The organism is Providencia sp. Marseille-Q8014 (genome assembly GCF_965112055.1).
On record NZ_CBCOPT010000001.1, the window covers coordinates 2,974,589 to 2,992,462 of the forward strand.

The 17,874-nt window shown below is 40.4% G+C and carries 14 protein-coding genes; 2 read left to right on the top strand and 12 right to left on the bottom strand.

The window, feature by feature from the left end:
- Nucleotides 1–4: 4 nt before the first annotated feature.
- From ACWPW6_RS13155 to seqA, 12 genes are all read right to left on the bottom strand, one after another.
- Nucleotides 5–184: a Trm112 family protein gene (locus tag ACWPW6_RS13155; protein WP_154622452.1), complete on the bottom strand. Its 180-nt coding sequence runs from the start codon at nucleotides 182–184 to the stop codon at nucleotides 5–7.
- Between the two features lie 144 nt (nucleotides 185–328).
- The gene (locus tag ACWPW6_RS13160) at nucleotides 329–544 is read right to left on the bottom strand and encodes a cold-shock protein (RefSeq protein ID WP_154622451.1); all 216 of its coding nucleotides are present in this window, start codon (nucleotides 542–544) and stop codon (nucleotides 329–331) included.
- A gap of 385 nt (nucleotides 545–929) precedes the next feature.
- The gene (gene lpxK, locus ACWPW6_RS13165; protein ID WP_249999131.1) at nucleotides 930–1,928 is read right to left on the bottom strand and encodes a tetraacyldisaccharide 4'-kinase; all 999 of its coding nucleotides are present in this window, start codon (nucleotides 1,926–1,928) and stop codon (nucleotides 930–932) included.
- Entirely contained in the window at nucleotides 1,925–3,670 is a 1,746-nt protein-coding gene (gene msbA / locus ACWPW6_RS13170; RefSeq protein WP_154622449.1) for a lipid A ABC transporter ATP-binding protein/permease MsbA, read from the bottom strand. Before msbA ends, lpxK begins: the two co-directional genes overlap by 4 nt.
- 35 nt (nucleotides 3,671–3,705) lie before the next feature.
- Entirely contained in the window at nucleotides 3,706–6,027 is a 2,322-nt protein-coding gene (locus ACWPW6_RS13175) for a DNA internalization-related competence protein ComEC/Rec2 (protein WP_249999133.1), read from the bottom strand.
- Nucleotides 6,028–6,360: 333 nt separating this feature from the next.
- Nucleotides 6,361–6,648, bottom strand: coding sequence for an integration host factor subunit beta (gene ihfB, locus ACWPW6_RS13180; protein WP_042846474.1), 288 nt, complete (start codon nucleotides 6,646–6,648; stop codon nucleotides 6,361–6,363).
- 54 nt (nucleotides 6,649–6,702) lie between these two features.
- Entirely contained in the window at nucleotides 6,703–8,376 is a 1,674-nt protein-coding gene (gene rpsA / locus ACWPW6_RS13185) for a 30S ribosomal protein S1 (RefSeq protein ID WP_154624625.1), read from the bottom strand.
- 175 nt (nucleotides 8,377–8,551) lie between these two features.
- A complete protein-coding gene (cmk, locus tag ACWPW6_RS13190) occupies nucleotides 8,552–9,235 on the bottom strand; it encodes a (d)CMP kinase (protein ID WP_154624624.1) in 684 nt (227 codons plus the stop codon).
- 203 nt (nucleotides 9,236–9,438) lie between these two features.
- Entirely contained in the window at nucleotides 9,439–10,713 is a 1,275-nt protein-coding gene (gene aroA, locus ACWPW6_RS13195; RefSeq protein WP_154624627.1) for a 3-phosphoshikimate 1-carboxyvinyltransferase, read from the bottom strand.
- 106 nt (nucleotides 10,714–10,819) lie between these two features.
- Nucleotides 10,820–11,908, bottom strand: a complete 1,089-nt coding sequence (serC, locus tag ACWPW6_RS13200; RefSeq protein WP_154624623.1) for a 3-phosphoserine/phosphohydroxythreonine transaminase — start codon at nucleotides 11,906–11,908, stop codon at nucleotides 10,820–10,822.
- A 282-nt stretch (nucleotides 11,909–12,190) separates the two neighbouring features.
- Entirely contained in the window at nucleotides 12,191–13,825 is a 1,635-nt protein-coding gene (gene pgm, locus ACWPW6_RS13205) for a phosphoglucomutase (alpha-D-glucose-1,6-bisphosphate-dependent) (RefSeq protein WP_163862632.1), read from the bottom strand.
- 60 nt (nucleotides 13,826–13,885) lie between these two features.
- A complete protein-coding gene (seqA, locus tag ACWPW6_RS13210; protein ID WP_154624622.1) occupies nucleotides 13,886–14,437 on the bottom strand; it encodes a replication initiation negative regulator SeqA in 552 nt (183 codons plus the stop codon).
- Nucleotides 14,438–14,749: 312 nt separating this feature from the next.
- On the opposite strand from seqA, the gene ACWPW6_RS13215 reads away from it, so the two are divergent.
- Entirely contained in the window at nucleotides 14,750–15,532 is a 783-nt protein-coding gene (locus tag ACWPW6_RS13215; protein WP_154624621.1) for an alpha/beta fold hydrolase, read from the top strand.
- Nucleotides 15,533–15,775: 243 nt separating this feature from the next.
- Nucleotides 15,776–17,863 carry a peptidase domain-containing ABC transporter gene (locus ACWPW6_RS13220; protein WP_196714097.1) on the top strand — a complete coding sequence of 696 codons (2,088 nt, stop codon included), beginning with the start codon at nucleotides 15,776–15,778 and terminating at the stop codon, nucleotides 17,861–17,863.
- The last annotated feature ends 11 nt before the right edge of the window (nucleotides 17,864–17,874 follow it).

The window sequence follows — 17,874 nt, forward strand, 5'->3', positions numbered from 1 at the left end:
ATGATTACTGTCCTTCATCCAGTGCAACTTGGCGTGCTTCCGTTTCTAACAGGACAGGAATACCATCACGAATAGGATATGCGAGGTGATCGAACTTGCAAATAAGTTCAAGGTTTTCTTTGTGATAACTTAATTTGCCATGACAAACAGGACAAGCAATGATTTCAAGTAAACGGTGATCCATGTTTTCTCCCAAATGGATTTAACTCACTTCCCATCAGGATAGCACAAGCAGATATCACCGTTAACTTTAATCTTTTTGAATAGACTCTCCTGCGAACGATTGAGAGGATAGGTGCAGGAGATAATAGCTCTGTTAATTATTTAATTAATAAGCGATGACATCAGCAGCCGTTATGCCATCAGAATTGCGAGTAACAGAAAACTCGACGTTTTGACCTTCAGATAATGATTTGATTTTTTTATTTGCAATTGATTTACGTGTAACAAAGATATCGTCACCGCCATTCATTGGTGAAATAAATCCATAACCTTTATTTGCATCAAACCATTTCACTCGGCCCATATGTAATTGAAAATTCATATTAAAACTCCTTTTGTTCTTAGAACAATAATTCTATTTATTGTTTTACTATTACTCTTTACACGTTATACCCCATGATAAATTGCCGATTTATTAAAACGCTTTAAGAGCAAGTAAACTATTACCATTAGATGTGCTTTATCAAATAACACATACAATTAACGACCTTCCACGTACCAATAATCCACTGTAACTTAACAGCACTCTTTGACATTAAGATGACAAAACTGATGAGTAAACGTGGAAATTGCGAGGATATAAAGACTAACTAAATAAACTGGTCGTGAGTCAATTAAATATAGTCTCTATTTATCAATGTATTACATTTATACATGCAATAAGGAGATCTATATCACGTTGTAGATATTATTATCACAGTAAATGGTTAGAGACAAGTTTTTTTATGGCGCTCTATCGTATTTTTTATTTCATTGAGTATTTTTATCTCACCTTGAGCATCAAAAGATGCATCAACAGGTAGATACCACCAATTAGCTTGAGCGAAAGATTGGCATTTAACCGCATCTTTTTCTGTCATTAATAATGGCTCATCATTTGGTGTTAGCGCTGACAGTTGCTGTTTTTGATAAGGATGATGATCTGCAAAAGCGTAAGATTGAATAACCTGTATGCCCTTTTTTTCAAGAGAATCAAAAAAACGAGGGGGATGGCCAATACCAGCCATAGCAATCACTTGCTTAAGATCGCTAACGGCACATTTTTCACCACTGAGTAAATTAACTGCTGCATCACCTTCTAATGCCATGGTTATTTCATTAGATTTTGGTTGCCCACCATTGACGATCACCGCGTTAACGGAGTTCAAACGCCCTGCTCGTTCACGCATTGGCCCTGCGGGTAGCCACCAGCCATTTCCAAAATGACGCTGACCATCAATCACAACAATTTCATAGTCTCTAGCAAGGGCATAATGCTGTAAACCGTCATCAGTCACGATCACATCTAATGAATAAGCTTCGAGTAATGCTTTCACTGCATCACTACGCTTGGGAGCCACGGCTACGGGGACTTGAGTGCGATAATGAATTAAAATTGGTTCATCACCGGCCTCTGAGGTGGTAGTGGTGGATGAAACGACTAACGGATAGTGTTGAGCTTTCCCACCATAGCCACGAGAAACAACACCAACGCGATAACCTTTTTGGGTTAGTGATTCAACTAACCAAATAACGACAGGCGTTTTACCATTTCCCCCTGCCGTTAAATTACCTACAACAATCACTGGGACGGGTGCCTTCCAAGAAGGCAATAGGCCAACTTTATAAGCCATACGTCTAACTAACGCGATCACACCATATAGTAGTGACAGCGGAAGGAGTAAGATATAAAGCCATGATTGGCCCGCCCAGATTCGTTCTATCATTGGCTAAACTGTATCTTATGTAATTGAGCATAGGCACCATTTTTAGCCAATAATTCTTTATGGTTACCACGTTCAATAATACGACCATCTTGGACAACGACAATTTCATCCGCGTTCTCAATCGTCGATAAGCGGTGAGCAATCACTAAAGATGTTCTATTTTTTTGCAATTCATCTAACGCGGCTTGAATCGCTCTTTCAGATTCCGTATCAAGCGCTGATGTTGCTTCATCCAAGATCAGGATCGGTGCATCGCGCAGTAATGCTCTCGCAATCGCGATACGTTGGCGCTGCCCTCCTGATAACATCACCCCATTTTCGCCAATAACCGTATCTAATCCCTTATCAAGTTTTGAGATAAAGTCCATCGCATAAGCCATCTCTGCTGCTTTTTCAATTTGTTCGCGGCTAAAACGCCCATCGGTAGCATAAGCGATGTTGTTCGCAATAGTGTCATTGAATAAATAAACGTGTTGCGATACTAAAGCAACTTGGCTACGAAGTGACTCCAGCGTGTATTCTTTGATATCGTGGCCATCAATATAAATACTGCCTTTATCAATATCATAAAAACGCGTAATCAAATTGGCGATGGTAGATTTACCAGAACCTGAACGCCCGACTAAAGCAACAGATTTACCTGCGGGTAAAGTGAAAGAAATATCCTCTAATGCTGGATGCTCTTTCGTCGCATAGGTAAAGGTCACATTTTTAAACTCAATATCCCCCTTCACATTCGAGAGTACTTTAGTTCCTTCATCTTTTTCTTGTTCACTGTCTAAAATCGCAAACAGCGTTTGGCATGCAGCCATACCACGTTGAAATTGAGAGTTAACATTAGTTAACGATTTCAAAGGGCGCATTAATGCAAACATTGATGAAAAGACAACCGCAATAGTTCCCGACGTTAATTGCTCACGAATCTCAGGGAAGCTTGCTGCATATAAAACAAATGCCAGTGCAAAAGAGGCAATTAATTGGATGATAGGATCTGAAATCGCCGATGCGGTAACCATTTTCATCGACTGGCTACGCATATTATTACTGACTTTATTAAAACGCTCAGTTTCAACTTTCTGTCCACCAAAAATTAAAACTTCTTTATGCCCTTTTAGCATTTGTTCAGCACTGGCCGTCACATGTCCCATGCCTGTTTGCATATTTTTGCTGATCTTACGAAACCGCTTTGAAACGATACGGATCGTAATCGAGACAATAGGTGCGATAACAATCAGAATGAGGGACAGTTGCCAGCTATAATAGAACATCATCGCAAATAAACCGATGATGTATGCGCTTTCGCGAATAATGGTGATTAATGCACCGGAAGATGATGCTGCAACCTGTTCAGAGTCATAGGTAATACGGGACAGTAGCGTGCCAGTTGATTGCTGATCAAAAAAGCTGACTGGCATCCCCATCATATGGCGGAATAACCTACGACGCATACTCATGACGACTTGCCCAGAAACCCAAGAAACACAATAGGTCGAAACAAAACTGGACAATCCGCGGATAACAATTAGACCTAACACCGCAATAGGGAGCCATTTTAAAACGTCATTATCTGCTTTATCAAACCCTTCATCGAGTAAAGGTTTTAATAAAGAAATCATAAACGCATCCCCTGCTGCGTTGATGATCAAGGCAATAGCTGCAACAACCAAACCCGCTTTAAACGGCGAAATAGTAGGCCATAACCGGCGAAACGTTTGTCGTGTCGAAAGGTCTTTATCAATCATATTATTATTACCAAACTTAATGTAAGCGCACTATTCTACTCGGGAAATGTCAGATCACCAAACCAGAGATGATACCAGCGTGGATGTATTTCCTGTCTATACCGAGCTATTTGTAATTTTTCTTTTTTAAACCAAACGGTTATCTGTCCAGATTCCGCCGTGTTAATCCATTTAATATTACTGTGTTTATACCGTAAATACACTTTATGCGATGGTATTTTCCAAGGGCTGTATCTTGCAGAAGAGACTAATACCACCTTTGGTGAAACGGTTCTAATGAATAATGAGGTTGATGAAGTATTGCTACCATGGTGTGGTGCAAACAGAATATCTGAATCTAATTGATGCTTATAAAGTGCGGTGATCGCTTTTTCTCCCTGATTTTCTATATCACCTGTCAGTAAAACTTTATGCTTTCCATCACTCAACATAATGACACAAGAATCATTATTGTGTGACTTTTTAGATAACTGTTCCGGCCACAGTACTTCAAAATTCAGCTTGCCCCATTGCCAGCGCTGCCCTTTATAACAAGGAAGGTGCTTTTTACCGCCAAAACTGCTGCGTATATTTAACCAAGGGTATTGCCTAGTTAGGAAATTAACACCACCAGTATGATCGAGATGGTTATGACTCAAAATAATCCCCATAGGAATAATTTTTTTGCGTTTGAGGTAAGGGATTATCTGCCGTTGTGCATTATTTCCATCAGCCCAACGGTTTCCTGTATCATAGAGATACGCCCCCCCATTTTGTTGTATAATGACGGCAAGCCCATGGCCTATATCAAGGGTAGTTAAGCTCCATTGTGGCTCCTCTTTATCAGCGTTGTTCTCTGTCCCTATACATATCGCAATAATACAACCTAATAATCCAATATAAGATTTATACCAACCAAATGTGATAAATCCGCCAATTAGCCAACAAAATAAAAAGAGCCATACTGATATTGATGGTAGCTCAAACCAAAAATGACTTAACCCCTTTAATGGCTTTATGCCTAGCGATATGATCCTATCGATAAGCTGTAAAATAAACTGATGGATACCAGGTACTGGAAACGGCAACAATAGAAATGATAACAAAATGAAAGGAACAACTAACCATGACACAATTGGCACTAACCATAAATTAGCCCAAAAATTCATTAAGTTAAAACCTTGAAATAGCATGATTTGTATTGGCGCTAATAGGATTAACAACCCGACTTGTAGATGAATAAAGGGAATAATCCATCGCATCATTTTAGGGTAATGAGAATATGACGCCAAAGGGAATAATTGGAACCAATATAAAATGGCTAACACCGCAAAACTGGACAGCCAAAAACTATCAGACAATATTGCTAAAGGGTCCGCCGCAATAATTAGCCCGATACTCCATATTGCCCATTGCCATGAGAAATAACGGCTATTTTGCTGTGTAATATATATCCATAACCCTAATGCAATTAGAGCTCTTACCGCAGGAATCGCGAAGCCTGAAATCCATCCATAAAGCCCAGCAAAAATAAAACCGATGACAATCGGTATGTTAGGATTAATGAAGTAACGGGGAAGTCGGTAAAGTAAAAGCCGCGCAATCCAATAGCCTAAAAGATAAGATAAACCAATATGTAAACCAGATATCGCAATCAGATGACTCACACCCGTATTTTGCAACAGCGTGGATAACTCTGTTGTTAATAACCCGCGTTCTCCAAACATTAATGCATAAGTGATACCTGCATTTTCTAATATGGATATATTCTTCTTGTACGACTCGATGATATTATGTCTAGGTGAGCACTGGGAATTAATCACTGTAGATTGTGAGCTTTTTAATTTCCCTATAATACGTTGAGATAAGCGATAACGTTGTTGGTCGAATCCTCCTTCATTCAAAGAGGCATGTAATGGGTTTAAACGCGCATTAATCCGCCAAGACTGCCCTTCACAAAGTTTATTATTCGTTTTACCTTTCGCTTGCCATACCGCATAAAGTGGAGGAAAAACAAATTTTCCCTCTATTTTATCTATTCTGACCTTGATTTTCCCTTTCTCTTGATTGAATAAAGGAGAACTGATAATCGTAATATCTAAAGGTTGATACCGTTGAGATAAGAGATTTATTTTTTCGATAACCTCATTTGCATGCCAACATGCCCATATAAAAGAGATGATGATTAAAATAAAAAACTTTAAATTGCGTTGGGCTTTAATAAAAGCGAAGAAAAGCAATAAAATTATTAATAAATAATTTATTTGGGGAATATCATGAATAAATAAAATAGGTAGTGCGCCTATGAAAATGGCTATTGCTGCTAAAGTATAGGAAAGTTTTCCCCCTCGAAAAAGCGCCAACCAACTTTCAAGCATAGTATCGCCTCTCAGTACGCCACGTGAATAATTAGCATACTTAGGCCAATAATATTAATAAACGTATCATAATCAATGATACGAGCAGCTTCCCAGTTATGAATGCAAATCAGAAAAATGTGTTCTTTTTTAAGTGCGCCTTCGCAAATTGCGAATAATTTTCTTATTTAAGAAGCAAACCTCTCTACTTACCATTTATTTATTTGTTTGTTTAGTTAGTTAAATAAATAAATAAATAAATAAATAAATAAATAAATAAATAAATAAATAATAAAAAACGGCGCTACATAATGTAAACGCCGTTTTGAACTAATAATTAAGATTTATAGTCAATTACTGACCATAAATATTTACACGGTCACGTAATTCCTTACCGGGTTTAAAGTGAGGAACGTATTTACCTTCCAACTCCACTTTGTCTCCAGTTTTTGGGTTACGCCCAACACGCGGAGCACGGTAGTGAAGAGAAAAACTGCCGAATCCGCGGACTTCTATACGTTCACCACCAGCCAGGGTATCTGCCATATGCTCGAGAATTTCTTTAACAGCTTCCTCGACCGTTTTTGCTGACAAATGAGATTGCTGGCTAGCCAGTCTTTCGATTAACTCAGACTTGGTCATAGTACCTCCCTAAACTACCGTTACGAAGGGGCAACTTTCGTGCCCCCACCTTAATTATTCGCCTTTAGCTGCTTTGAAAGCTTCAGCCATTGCGTTGTTACCAAAGCTAGTATCTTCTTGCTTGTTCACAGTAGCGATAGCGTCTTTTTCATCAGCTTCGTCTTTTGCACGAACAGACAGGTTGATTACACGGTTTTTACGGTCAACACCCGTGTATTTAGCTTCAACATCATCACCTACTTTCAGAACCTGTGTTGCATCTTCAACACGGTCACGTGAAGCTTCAGAAGCACGTAGGTAACCTTCAACGCCCAGAGTCAGCTCAACAGTTGCACCTTTAGCATCAACTGCGATAACTTTACCAGTTACGATTGCGCCTTTCTTAGTTGCTGCTAAGTAGTTGTTGAATGGATCTTCAGCTAACTGCTTAACACCTAGAGAAATACGCTCACGCTCTGCATCGACTTGCAGAACAACAGCTGCGATTTCGTCACCTTTTTTGTATTCACGAACTGCTTCTTCGCCTGCAACGTTCCAGGAGATGTCAGACAGGTGAACCAGGCCATCGATACCGCCTTCCAGTCCGATGAAGATACCAAAGTCAGTGATTGACTTGATTTTACCTTCAACGCGGTCGCCTTTGTTGTGAGTTTCTGCAAATTGCTGCCATGGGTTAGATTTGCATTGTTTCAGGCCCAGGGAGATACGACGACGTTCTTCATCGATATCCAGAACCATAACTTCAACAACATCACCAACATTCACAACTTTAGATGGGTGGATATTTTTGTTAGTCCAATCCATTTCTGAAACGTGAACCAGACCTTCAACGCCTTCTTCGATTTCTACGAAGCAACCATAGTCAGTCAGGTTAGTAACGCGACCAGTCAGTTTAGTACCTTCTGGGTAACGTTTAGCGATTGCGACCCAAGGATCTTCGCCCAGTTGTTTCAGACCCAGAGAAACACGAGTGCGCTCACGGTCGAATTTCAGAACTTTAACTGTGATTTCATCACCAACATTGACGATTTCGCTTGGGTGTTTAACACGTTTCCAAGCCATATCAGTGATGTGCAGCAGGCCATCAACACCGCCGAGGTCAACGAATGCACCGTAGTCAGTAAGGTTCTTAACGATACCTTTAACTTCCATGCCTTCTTGCAGATTTTCGAGCAGTTGATCACGTTCTGCGCTGCTTTCAGATTCAATTACAGCACGGCGAGAAACAACAACGTTGTTGCGTTTCTGATCCAGCTTAATAACTTTGAACTCTAGCTCTTTGCCTTCCAAGTGCGTAGTGTCACGAACTGGGCGAACGTCTACCAGTGAACCAGGTAAGAACGCACGGATGCCGTTCAGTTCAACAGTGAAACCACCTTTAACTTTACCGTTGATAACACCAGTTACAGTTTCAGCTTCTTCGTAAGCTTTTTCCAGCATCAGCCATGCTTCATGACGTTTAGCTTTCTCACGAGAAAGGATAGTTTCACCGAAACCATCTTCAACTGCATCCAGAGCTACGTCGATTTCGTCGCCAACTTGGATTTCTAGCTCACCCTGAGCATTTTTGAATTGTTCTACTGGGATAGCAGATTCAGATTTCAGACCTGCGTCAACTAGAACAACGTCTTTATCGATGGCAACAACTGTACCACGGACGATAGAACCAGGACGGGTTTCAATATTCTGCAGGGATTCTTCAAAGAGTTGAGCAAAAGATTCTGTCATATTAATGATCTTCAAGGGTTTTTAATTAACGTCCATTCAGCTTCCGGCCAAATGGGGTTGTTTCACATACCCCACAACTTTCCATGTCATAAGGTTGCTACCATGTTGAACTAAAAATCAACATAGTATTAAGTGCGTATACTATCTACATTATAAGCTAAAATACAGCCAATTATTAAGATAATTGTAGAATTTTTTTCGCATAGGCCTGTGCTTTTTCAATGACTTCCCCAATAGACATACTTGTGGAATCCAGTATTAAAGCATCCTTCGCGGCGACTAAAGGCGCAACTTTACGGTTACGATCCCGATAATCACGTTCTTGTATTTCGGTCAAAAGTCGTTCAAAGTTAACATCAAACCCTTTTTCCTGCAACTGCTTCATACGTCGATGAGCTCGCTCTTCGGCGGAGGCATCCAGAAAAATTTTGACTGGCGCATCAGGAAAAACAACGGTTCCCATATCACGGCCATCCGCAATCAGCCCAGGCATAGCCCTAAAAGCGCGCTGACGGCGCAGCAAAGCTTCCCTTACGCGGGGGAAAGCCGCTATTTGTGATGCTGTCTTACCGACATCTTCAGTACGAATTTGATTTGAAACATCTTCGCCTTCTAAAATCACTTTTAACTGGTCTTCTTCAGGTACAAAGCGTACATCGAGATTTGCCGCTAAAGGCACTAACGCATCTTCTGACTGAATATCAACATGATGATGCAGTGCTGCTAATGCGAGAACGCGATAAATAGCGCCAGAATCTAAGAGTTGCCATCCAAACTGATTTGCCAGCGCTTGGCATAATGTACCTTTACCAGCTCCGCTTGGTCCATCAACGGTGATTACAGGGGCTACAGCCACCATAAAAGGTCTCCTTCATCTGCAAGTGATTTAAGCACCTGCAATTAAAATCTGTGGCTGTATTATACCTACTCGACGATTTTGTGAAATAAGTGCTTGCCAATGAGTTAAAGAAAAAACCTAGACCAAATAACGTTAGCAACGATGAAATGAAGGCACTGACTGACATTACGGCTATTTATGTCAGTCAGTCGATTGATTAAAATTTAACTCAAACGTGCCAGCTGTTGGAAATAATCAGGGAATGTTTTTGCTGTACAGCCAGGATCAAGAATTGTCACTGGTGTATCGGATAGAGCCACCAGTGAAAAACACATTGCAATTCGATGATCGTTGTACGTTTCAATTTCCGCATGCTGCAATTGTGCTGGAGGAACAATACGAATAAAATCATATCCTTCTTCAACTTCAGCACCGACTTTTCGTAATTCTGTCGCCATTGCATACAACCTGTCAGTTTCTTTTACACGCCAGTTGTAAATATTGCGGATCACGGTTTCCCCTTTCGCAAATAAGGCGACGGTACCAATTGTCATTGCCGCATCGGGGATAGCATTCATATCCATATCAATGCCGCTAAGAGTCCCTCGTTCACACTCAACAAAGTCATCCCCCCAACGGATTGTCGCTCCCATTTTTTCCAGTACATTGGCAAATTTAGTATCACCCTGTAGGCTATTACGGCCAATACCTGTCACCCTTACTGTTCCCCCTTTAATTGCCGCTGCGGCGAGGAAATAAGAAGCGGACGAAGCATCACCTTCAACCAAATATTCACCCGGCGATTGATACTGCTGTTGTCCCTGAATAATAAATTGCTGGTATTGATGATTTTCTACTTTGACACCGAATGTATCCATCAATGCAAGCGTAATATCAATATAAGGTTTTGAAACCAAATCACCTGAAATCGTAATGACGGTATCTTTTTCCGCCAAGGGCGCTGCCATGAGAAGCGCGGTTAAAAATTGGCTGGAAACCGAACCATCCACCGATATTGCGCCACCAGAAAAACCACCTCGCAAACGAATGGGGGGATAATTCTCTTGTTCTAAATATTCAATAACGGCCCCGCCTTCACGTAAAGCATCAACTAGATGCCCAATTGGGCGCTCTTTCATGCGAGGCTCGCCGGTTAGAATAATGTTATTCGCGGCTAACGAGAGTGCTGCCGTTAAAGGACGCATTGCCGTACCCGCATTGCCTAGAAAAATATCTAATTGTTCTGGGTGACACAGAATGCCGCCAAGACCTTTAACACTGCAACGGGTTTTATCTTCAGACAATTGATAATCAATACCTAATTGGCTTAATGCATTCAGCATATGGCGAATATCATCACTGTCTAATAAGTTTGTCAGCACCGTTGTGCCGTTAGCCATTGCCGCTAATAAAAGCGCTCGGTTCGATACACTTTTAGACCCTGGCAGGTTGATCGTTCCGTTGATTGAAGAGATAGGTTGTAATGTCAGGGATTGCATAAAGCGCGGGTTCTCCAATACTGTTTTCCTAATAATTTATTATCGTTTTCAAAATAGAAGAGAGTAAAACCCGACCTAACATTCAATGCTTAGGTCGGGAAATCGATTACGCGTGGCGACGTTCAAAGTCAGCCATAAAGTCAACAAGAGCTTGGACCCCAGCTAATGGCATTGCATTATAGATTGATGCACGCATACCACCAGAAACACGGTGCCCTTTGAGTGACAATAGGCCTTGTGCTTTTGCTTCCTCAAGGAATTTTTCATCCAGTGCAGGGTTTTGCATTTGGAAAGGCACGTTCATCCACGAACGATTTTCCACCGCGACTCGGTTGATATAAAACTCACTGTCATCGATTGCGTTATACAGTAACTGGGATTTTTCATAGTTACGTTTTGCCATCTCTTGCAGGCCGCCCTGTTCTTTTAACCATTTGAAAACCATGCCTGATAAGTACCAAGCAAAGGTAGGCGGTGTATTAAACATAGAGTCATATTTAGCCAGCACCGTATAATCCAGCACGGAAGGTGTTTGTTTTGCTGCTTTACCGAGTAAATCTTCACGAATAATCACAATTGTTAGGCCGGCAGGACCAATATTTTTCTGTGCACCAGCGTAAACAACCCCGTAACGGCTAATATCGATAGGTTTAGAAAGAATGGATGATGAATAATCTGCAATAATGACTTTATCTTTAGGGAAATCAGGTTCTTCATGAATAGCGAGACCATCAATGGTTTCATTAGGGCAGTAGTGAACATAAGCTGCCTCTTGGCTTAATTGCCATTCACTCATCGGTTTAATACCTAAAACACCGTCTTTTTCTTGTTTTACTTGAATAATATTAGGTGAGCAGTATTTTTGTGCTTCTTCTGCTGCTGATTCGGCCCAATATCCACCAACAATATAGTCAGCGGTGGATTTATCGCCTAATAGATTCATCGGCAATGCCGCAAAATGACCGCGGGCACCCCCATGGCAAAATAACACTTTATAATTTTGTGGGATATTTAACAGATCACGTAGATTTTGCTCTGCTTCTTCTGCCACAGCAATAAAATCTTTACCGCGGTGGCTAACTTCCATGACAGAAACGCCCAAACCTTTCCAGTTACAAAACTCCTGTTCAGCACGACGCATGACCTCGACGGGTAGCATTGCAGGACCCGCACTGAAATTATAAACCTGACTCATTGATTTCACCCTATCTTCAATTTCAACAATGTTTGTTAAATTAATTCAGTGACTATGGTTGTATCATCCCCCGTCGCTGGCTGCAACGGTTATTGTCGGGTTAGGCAGAAATAGAATGAGGCGAATGAAAGGTAAAAAAAGAGCGGAATTTTGTTAATCGCGTCACAACAAATACCGTCACAATATTATCAAGCAATCGCAGGCTAAAAAAAAATAAAATCCCGATTATCGCTCGTTGGCCATAATCGGGATTTAAATATTTTTCAGTGAATAACTGAGTGACTAAGCAATCACTTTATTGACAATTTCTATTGCTTCTTGCTCTATTTGACGCAAATGTTCTTCACCACGGAAGCTTTCACAATAGATTTTATAAGCCTCTTCCGTTCCTGATGGGCGTGCAGCAAACCAACCATGCTCTGTAATGACTTTTAATCCGCCAATAGAAGCGCCATTACCAGGAGCCGTTGTTAATCGTTGAATAATTTTATCACCCGCTAAAGAATCTGCGGTGACCATTTCAGGTGATAATTTGCTTAACTTCGCTTTTTGCGCATGAGTGGCTTTAGCTTGAATACGGCTATAGATTGGCGCGCCAAATTTTTCAGCTAATTTATTATAGCGCTGCTGAGGATTTTCCCCCGTTACTGCCGTGATTTCAGCCGCTAACAAACACAAAATAATGCCGTCTTTATCTGTGGACCATGGCGTACCATCAAATTTTAGGAAAGAGGCACCCGCGCTCTCTTCACCCCCAAACCCTAATGAACCGCTAAAGAGTCCATCAACAAACCATTTAAAACCAACCGGAACTTCCACGAGCTCACGACCGTTATCAGCAACAACACGGTCAATCATGGCACTGGATACCAGCGTTTTACCGACAGCAACCTCTTTTCGCCATTGAGGACGATGCTGGAATAGATAATCGATCGCGACAGCAAGGTAGTGGTTTGGATTCATTAAGCCTGCTGGGGTCACAATGCCATGGCGGTCATAATCAGGATCATTAGCAAAGGCTAAATCAAACTTCTCTTTCATCCCTAGCAACCCCGCCATCGCCCAACGTGACGAACAGTCCATACGGATCACGCCATCATGATCGAGAGGCATAAAGCGGAAGGTTTGATCTAACTGATCGTTAACCAGTTCTAGGTCTAATTGATAATATTCCGCAATTTTTCGCCAATATTCGATACCTGAGCCACCAAGCGGATCCACGCCTAATTTCAAGCCCGCTTTTTGAATCGCTTGCATATCAATGACGTCACCGAGTGCTGCGACATACGGCATCACTAAATCTTTTTCTGTCACATAATCGCTGGCGAGAGCCTCTTCGAAAGAAATACGTTTCACGCCAGCCAATTTTTCTGCCAATAATTGATTCGCTCTCTTTTCAATAACTGACGTTAAATCGGTATCCGCGGGTCCCCCATTTGATGGGTTATATTTAATACCGCCATCTTCAGGGGGATTATGTGAAGGGGTAATCACAATGCCATCGGCGACATCTTGATGGGACTGGTTATAACTAAGGATGGCATGGGATATGGCAGGCGTTGGGGTAAAACCATTATCTGCTTGGATAACAACGTTAACCTGATTTGCAGTTAACACTTCAATAACAGAAATAAATGCAGCTTCAGACAACGCGTGAGTATCTTTACCAACAAAACATGGGCCAGTTAGACCTTGCTGTTGGCGTAACTCTGCAATCGCTTGAGCAATAGCAAGAATATGATTTTCATTAAAATTCTTTCTACTGGCACTACCTCGATGCCCTGACGTGCCAAACTTGACAGCGTGCTCAGGATTACCGACTTGTGGTTGCAATTGATAATATTGAGCGGTTAGTTGTGCAACATTAATCAAATCTGTTTGAAATGGAAGCTGCCCTGCACGTTCATGAATTGTCACTTGTTATCTCCCAATGCGCTGGTCCTTGGTCATAGCACCAGCGATGCCTCAATTTTTAGATTAGATAGTATTACAAACTTTCTCAATCACATTGGCAGGGAACTGCATCTCCTGCATGATGGCTTCAACCATGCTACGTTTGCGATTGGTATTTGTATTGGTGATTACCCAGAATGGCGTTCCTGGGATATGGCGAGGTTTTGACTGCTTGCCTGCGGCTAGCAGTGTTTGCTCATCGCCAGCAAAATACACTCGGGTACGACCATGCATTGACTCTGTGGCATTAGCAAAGATAGTCGCATCTAAGCTATAGAGTGTCGATAAAATTAGCATAAAACGGTCTATGGCTTTGCCTTTTTCTGCATACGCATCAGAAAGCAGAAGTTCTCTCATGACCCTAACTGGATTTTGCGGCGTAATCGTTGTTTTCTTTGTCTCTTCAACAACCGTTTGTGGCAGTTGTTCATTGCCGAGTTCTTTGGTGGCTTGTACTGGCTGACCGGACTTTAAATTTAACATACGGCGCAAAATATCCGATGCACTTTCACCGATATGCAGTGTATGGCTGGCTATATAGCGGTAAAGCTCTTCATCAACTTCTATCGTTTTCATTTTTTCCCAGTACTTTTTTAACTAAAATTTGCTTTGCGATTATAAGATAGATTTCAAAAAAACAAAACAATTAAAATTTCAATAACTTAAAGTAAACAGCCCGCTAACTTCAGCGATATTTCAGTAAGTTATCACCTGATTGATTATTTTGTGTTTAATTAAGAAAAAAATACATAGATAACTAAATCAATTCCGTTATGTTATGTTTATTCTTTTATTGATAGCATAGATGAATTAATCAGCCAATTTGGTTTTTGATAGCGTACATGTCATCATATCTTTATATAGGATTAAAAGGCTGATTAATAAATTATGACTACCCTGCTAAACCATACCATTCATAAACCTGAAGCTCCAATCTCATCGACCCCCGTTGTTCTTATTCACGGCCTATTTGGTGATTTGCATAATCTCGGCGTGTTAGGTCGCGATTTACAAAAATATTTCGAGACTATCCAAGTTGATGTCAGAAACCATGGCGATTCATTTCGTGCAGATACCATGGAATATCGTCAAATGGCCCAAGATGTCATTACATTATTACAATCCCTCGGCTATAACAGCGCCATACTGATAGGTCATTCAATGGGAGGGAAAATTTCCATGGCCGCAACAGAAATCGCGCCTGATTTTGTTGAGAAAGTTATCGCCATTGACATGGCTCCTGTTGCTTATCAGGTTCGTCGCCATGATACGATTATCGCCGCCCTTGAAGCCGTTCTCCGAAACGGAGCTAAAAACCGCCAAGAAGCCACTGCCATTATGCGTGAATATCTTGATGAAGACAGTGTGATTCAGTTTTTACTCAAATCATTCCGTCAGGGTGAATGGAAATTTAACCTTCCTGCCATCAAAGATGATTATGAATCCATCATAGGTTGGAAAACTGTACCAACCTGGGATAAACCAGTGTTGTTAATTCCCGGTGGCAACTCTCCTTATGTTCAGGCGGAATACCGCGAGCAAATTGCAGCACAATTTCCTAATGCGAAAGCTTGGGTGGTTGCGGATGCTGGACATTGGGTTCACGCTGAAAAACCCGATCATGTGCTAAGAGCCATTCATCGTTTTCTCTCATTGCCTGAATACGAATAAATTCAGGCTTCATTGATAATGAAGGGAATAAATAACCCTTCATTATCAATATCCCCGAAATAAAAATATATAAGACAAACTTTAATACACTGATAATTATTATTTCTGTATTATCTTTGGACAAGCTATTTATTCAACTCAATCTATTGCTATTAATAATTATTTTATCATCAATTTTGATGATAAATAGATGTTATGTATTTTTACAACCAGCAATAAAACAAAGGAATGTTCACAGATATAATGGACAATAATAATACTCAATCAATACTACATTTTATTGGTGTGATAATAAGATTAACTCATGGGATGAATCAGGAAGCGTTTAATCAACTCATTGATAATACCAAAGATCTCAATGAGGCATTACACGTCATTAAAAAAAAGGCTCATGTCACTGTTCAATATAAAAATCAAAAAAACAAAAACATTGAAAAAATAGATACGCCCTCTATTATTTACGACCATGATGACACCGCTTATTTATTAGCTAATTTCAATCATGAAAAAGTTCTTATTCAACGATTTGGTCATTATCCACCGGAACTTTGGAGCTTAGCGGAGTTCAAGCAAAAATGGAGTGGGAAATGGCTACACGTTAAATCCAAGCAAAGTCAATTTGATATTACATGGTTTCGAACTGAGTTTTTAAAACATAAAAAAATTATTGCATGTATTTTATTATTTTCATTTATGTTGCAAATACTTGCTTTGATCAGCCCTCTTATGATCCAAGTCATTATGGATAAAGTTTTAGTTCATAATAGTATGATGACCCTAGATGTTCTTATCTTTGGTCTGATTGTCGCCGCCATGATGGAGGTGACTCTCAAAGGGTTGAGAGAATATATCTATAACCATACTGTAAATCGAATCGATATCACTTTAGGATTAAAGCTAGTTAATCATTTGCTACACCTCCCCCTTTCTTTTTTCAAAAATCGTCAAATCGGCGCTATTGTCACAAGAGTTAAAGAACTAGAAACTATACGTGAGTTTTTAACAGGGAGCTTTTTTACACTTTGTGTCGATATTCTCTTCTTATTTGTCTTTATATATGTCATGAGTGTATTGTCTCTGACGCTCACGCTGGTTTTTCTCTGTTCTATTCCTTTTTATCTATTAATTGCTTGGTGGCTAACGCCTAAAATTGAAGCTGCGGCACATGAACAATTTACCAACATAGCGATAAACACTTCGTTTTTAACAGAAAGTATTAATGGTATTGAGACCGCTAAAAGCCTGTCTATTGAACCTCATTTTACGCGCCGTTGGGATCAACAAACTTCTGATATGAGCCAGACTTCTTTCACTGCTGGCCAAATCGCTTCTCGTTCCGAATATATTGTGATGGTCATTGAAAAATTAACCAGCGCCATTATTTTATGGCTTGGAGCAACAGAAGTGCTGGCATTACAGCTGACTATCGGACAGTTTATTGCTTTTCATCTAATGGTTAATCACGCAAGCCAACCATTACTGAAATTAGTTAAGCTTTGGGGAGATTATATTAGAACCAAAGTGGCTATTGAAAAACTCGCACAAATGATTAATTTACCGATCGAGCAAATACAAGGTCGCGATAATAATCAATTAAACGGCAATATTTATTTACGTAATATTTCTTTCCGTTATCAACCTGATCAAGCTTATATTCTTGATAATTTTAATTTAGCCATTCGTTCAGGTGAAACATTAGGTATCGTCGGCACATCAGGTTCGGGAAAAAGCACCTTAGCACGCTTATTACTGCGGCTATATACCCCAGAAAAAGGCGAGATCTTTTTAGATGATACGCCAATATCATCGCTGAACATACACTCTTTAAGAAAACAAATCGGTATCGTTTTACAAGAAAACTTTCTTTTTAACCAGACTGTTTTCGATAATATCGCCCAGACTTATCCCAACGCATCCATGGATGAAGTGATCCATGCAGCTAAAATGGCCGGCGCCCATGAATTTATTTTAAAACTGCCCATGGGGTATGACACTTTATTAGCTGAAGGTGGCGCCTCATTATCGGGCGGGCAAAGGCAGCGAATAGCGATAGCACGAACACTGCTAGCGAATCCTAAAATTATTATTTTTGATGAAGCAACAAGCGCATTAGATGATGAGTCTCAAGCCGTTATACAGGAAAATATGCAGCTTATTGCTCAAGGTAGAACCCTTATTACGATTGCTCATCGTCTCTCTACCATTCGTCATCACCAACGCATTATCGTTATGCAAAAAGGTAAAATTGTCGAGCAAGGTAGTCATCAACAGCTCATTGAGCAAGGCCAATTTTATAAGCATTTGTGGACACTACAACAATCTTTTAAATAATTACATGGATG

Bases quoted from the DNA above. Each gene is read 5' to 3' on its own strand.
- ACWPW6_RS13155 (WP_154622452.1), bottom strand. From the start codon at position 184: ATGGATCACCGTTTACTTGAAATCATTGCTTGTCCTGTTTGTCATGGC.
- ACWPW6_RS13160 (WP_154622451.1), bottom strand. From the start codon at position 544: ATGAATTTTCAATTACATATGGGCCGAGTGAAATGGTTTGATGCAAAT.
- lpxK (WP_249999131.1), bottom strand. From the start codon at position 1,928: ATGATAGAACGAATCTGGGCGGGCCAATCATGGCTTTATATCTTACTC.
- msbA (WP_154622449.1), bottom strand. From the start codon at position 3,670: ATGATTGATAAAGACCTTTCGACACGACAAACGTTTCGCCGGTTATGG.
- ACWPW6_RS13175 (WP_249999133.1), bottom strand. From the start codon at position 6,027: ATGCTTGAAAGTTGGTTGGCGCTTTTTCGAGGGGGAAAACTTTCCTAT.
- ihfB (WP_042846474.1), bottom strand. From the start codon at position 6,648: ATGACCAAGTCTGAGTTAATCGAAAGACTGGCTAGCCAGCAATCTCAT.
- rpsA (WP_154624625.1), bottom strand. From the start codon at position 8,376: ATGACAGAATCTTTTGCTCAACTCTTTGAAGAATCCCTGCAGAATATT.
- cmk (WP_154624624.1), bottom strand. From the start codon at position 9,235: ATGGTGGCTGTAGCCCCTGTAATCACCGTTGATGGACCAAGCGGAGCT.
- aroA (WP_154624627.1), bottom strand. From the start codon at position 10,713: ATGCAATCCCTGACATTACAACCTATCTCTTCAATCAACGGAACGATC.
- serC (WP_154624623.1), bottom strand. From the start codon at position 11,908: ATGAGTCAGGTTTATAATTTCAGTGCGGGTCCTGCAATGCTACCCGTC.
- seqA (WP_154624622.1), bottom strand. From the start codon at position 14,437: ATGAAAACGATAGAAGTTGATGAAGAGCTTTACCGCTATATAGCCAGC.
- ACWPW6_RS13215 (WP_154624621.1), top strand. From the start codon at position 14,750: ATGACTACCCTGCTAAACCATACCATTCATAAACCTGAAGCTCCAATC.
- ACWPW6_RS13220 (WP_196714097.1), top strand. From the start codon at position 15,776: ATGGACAATAATAATACTCAATCAATACTACATTTTATTGGTGTGATA.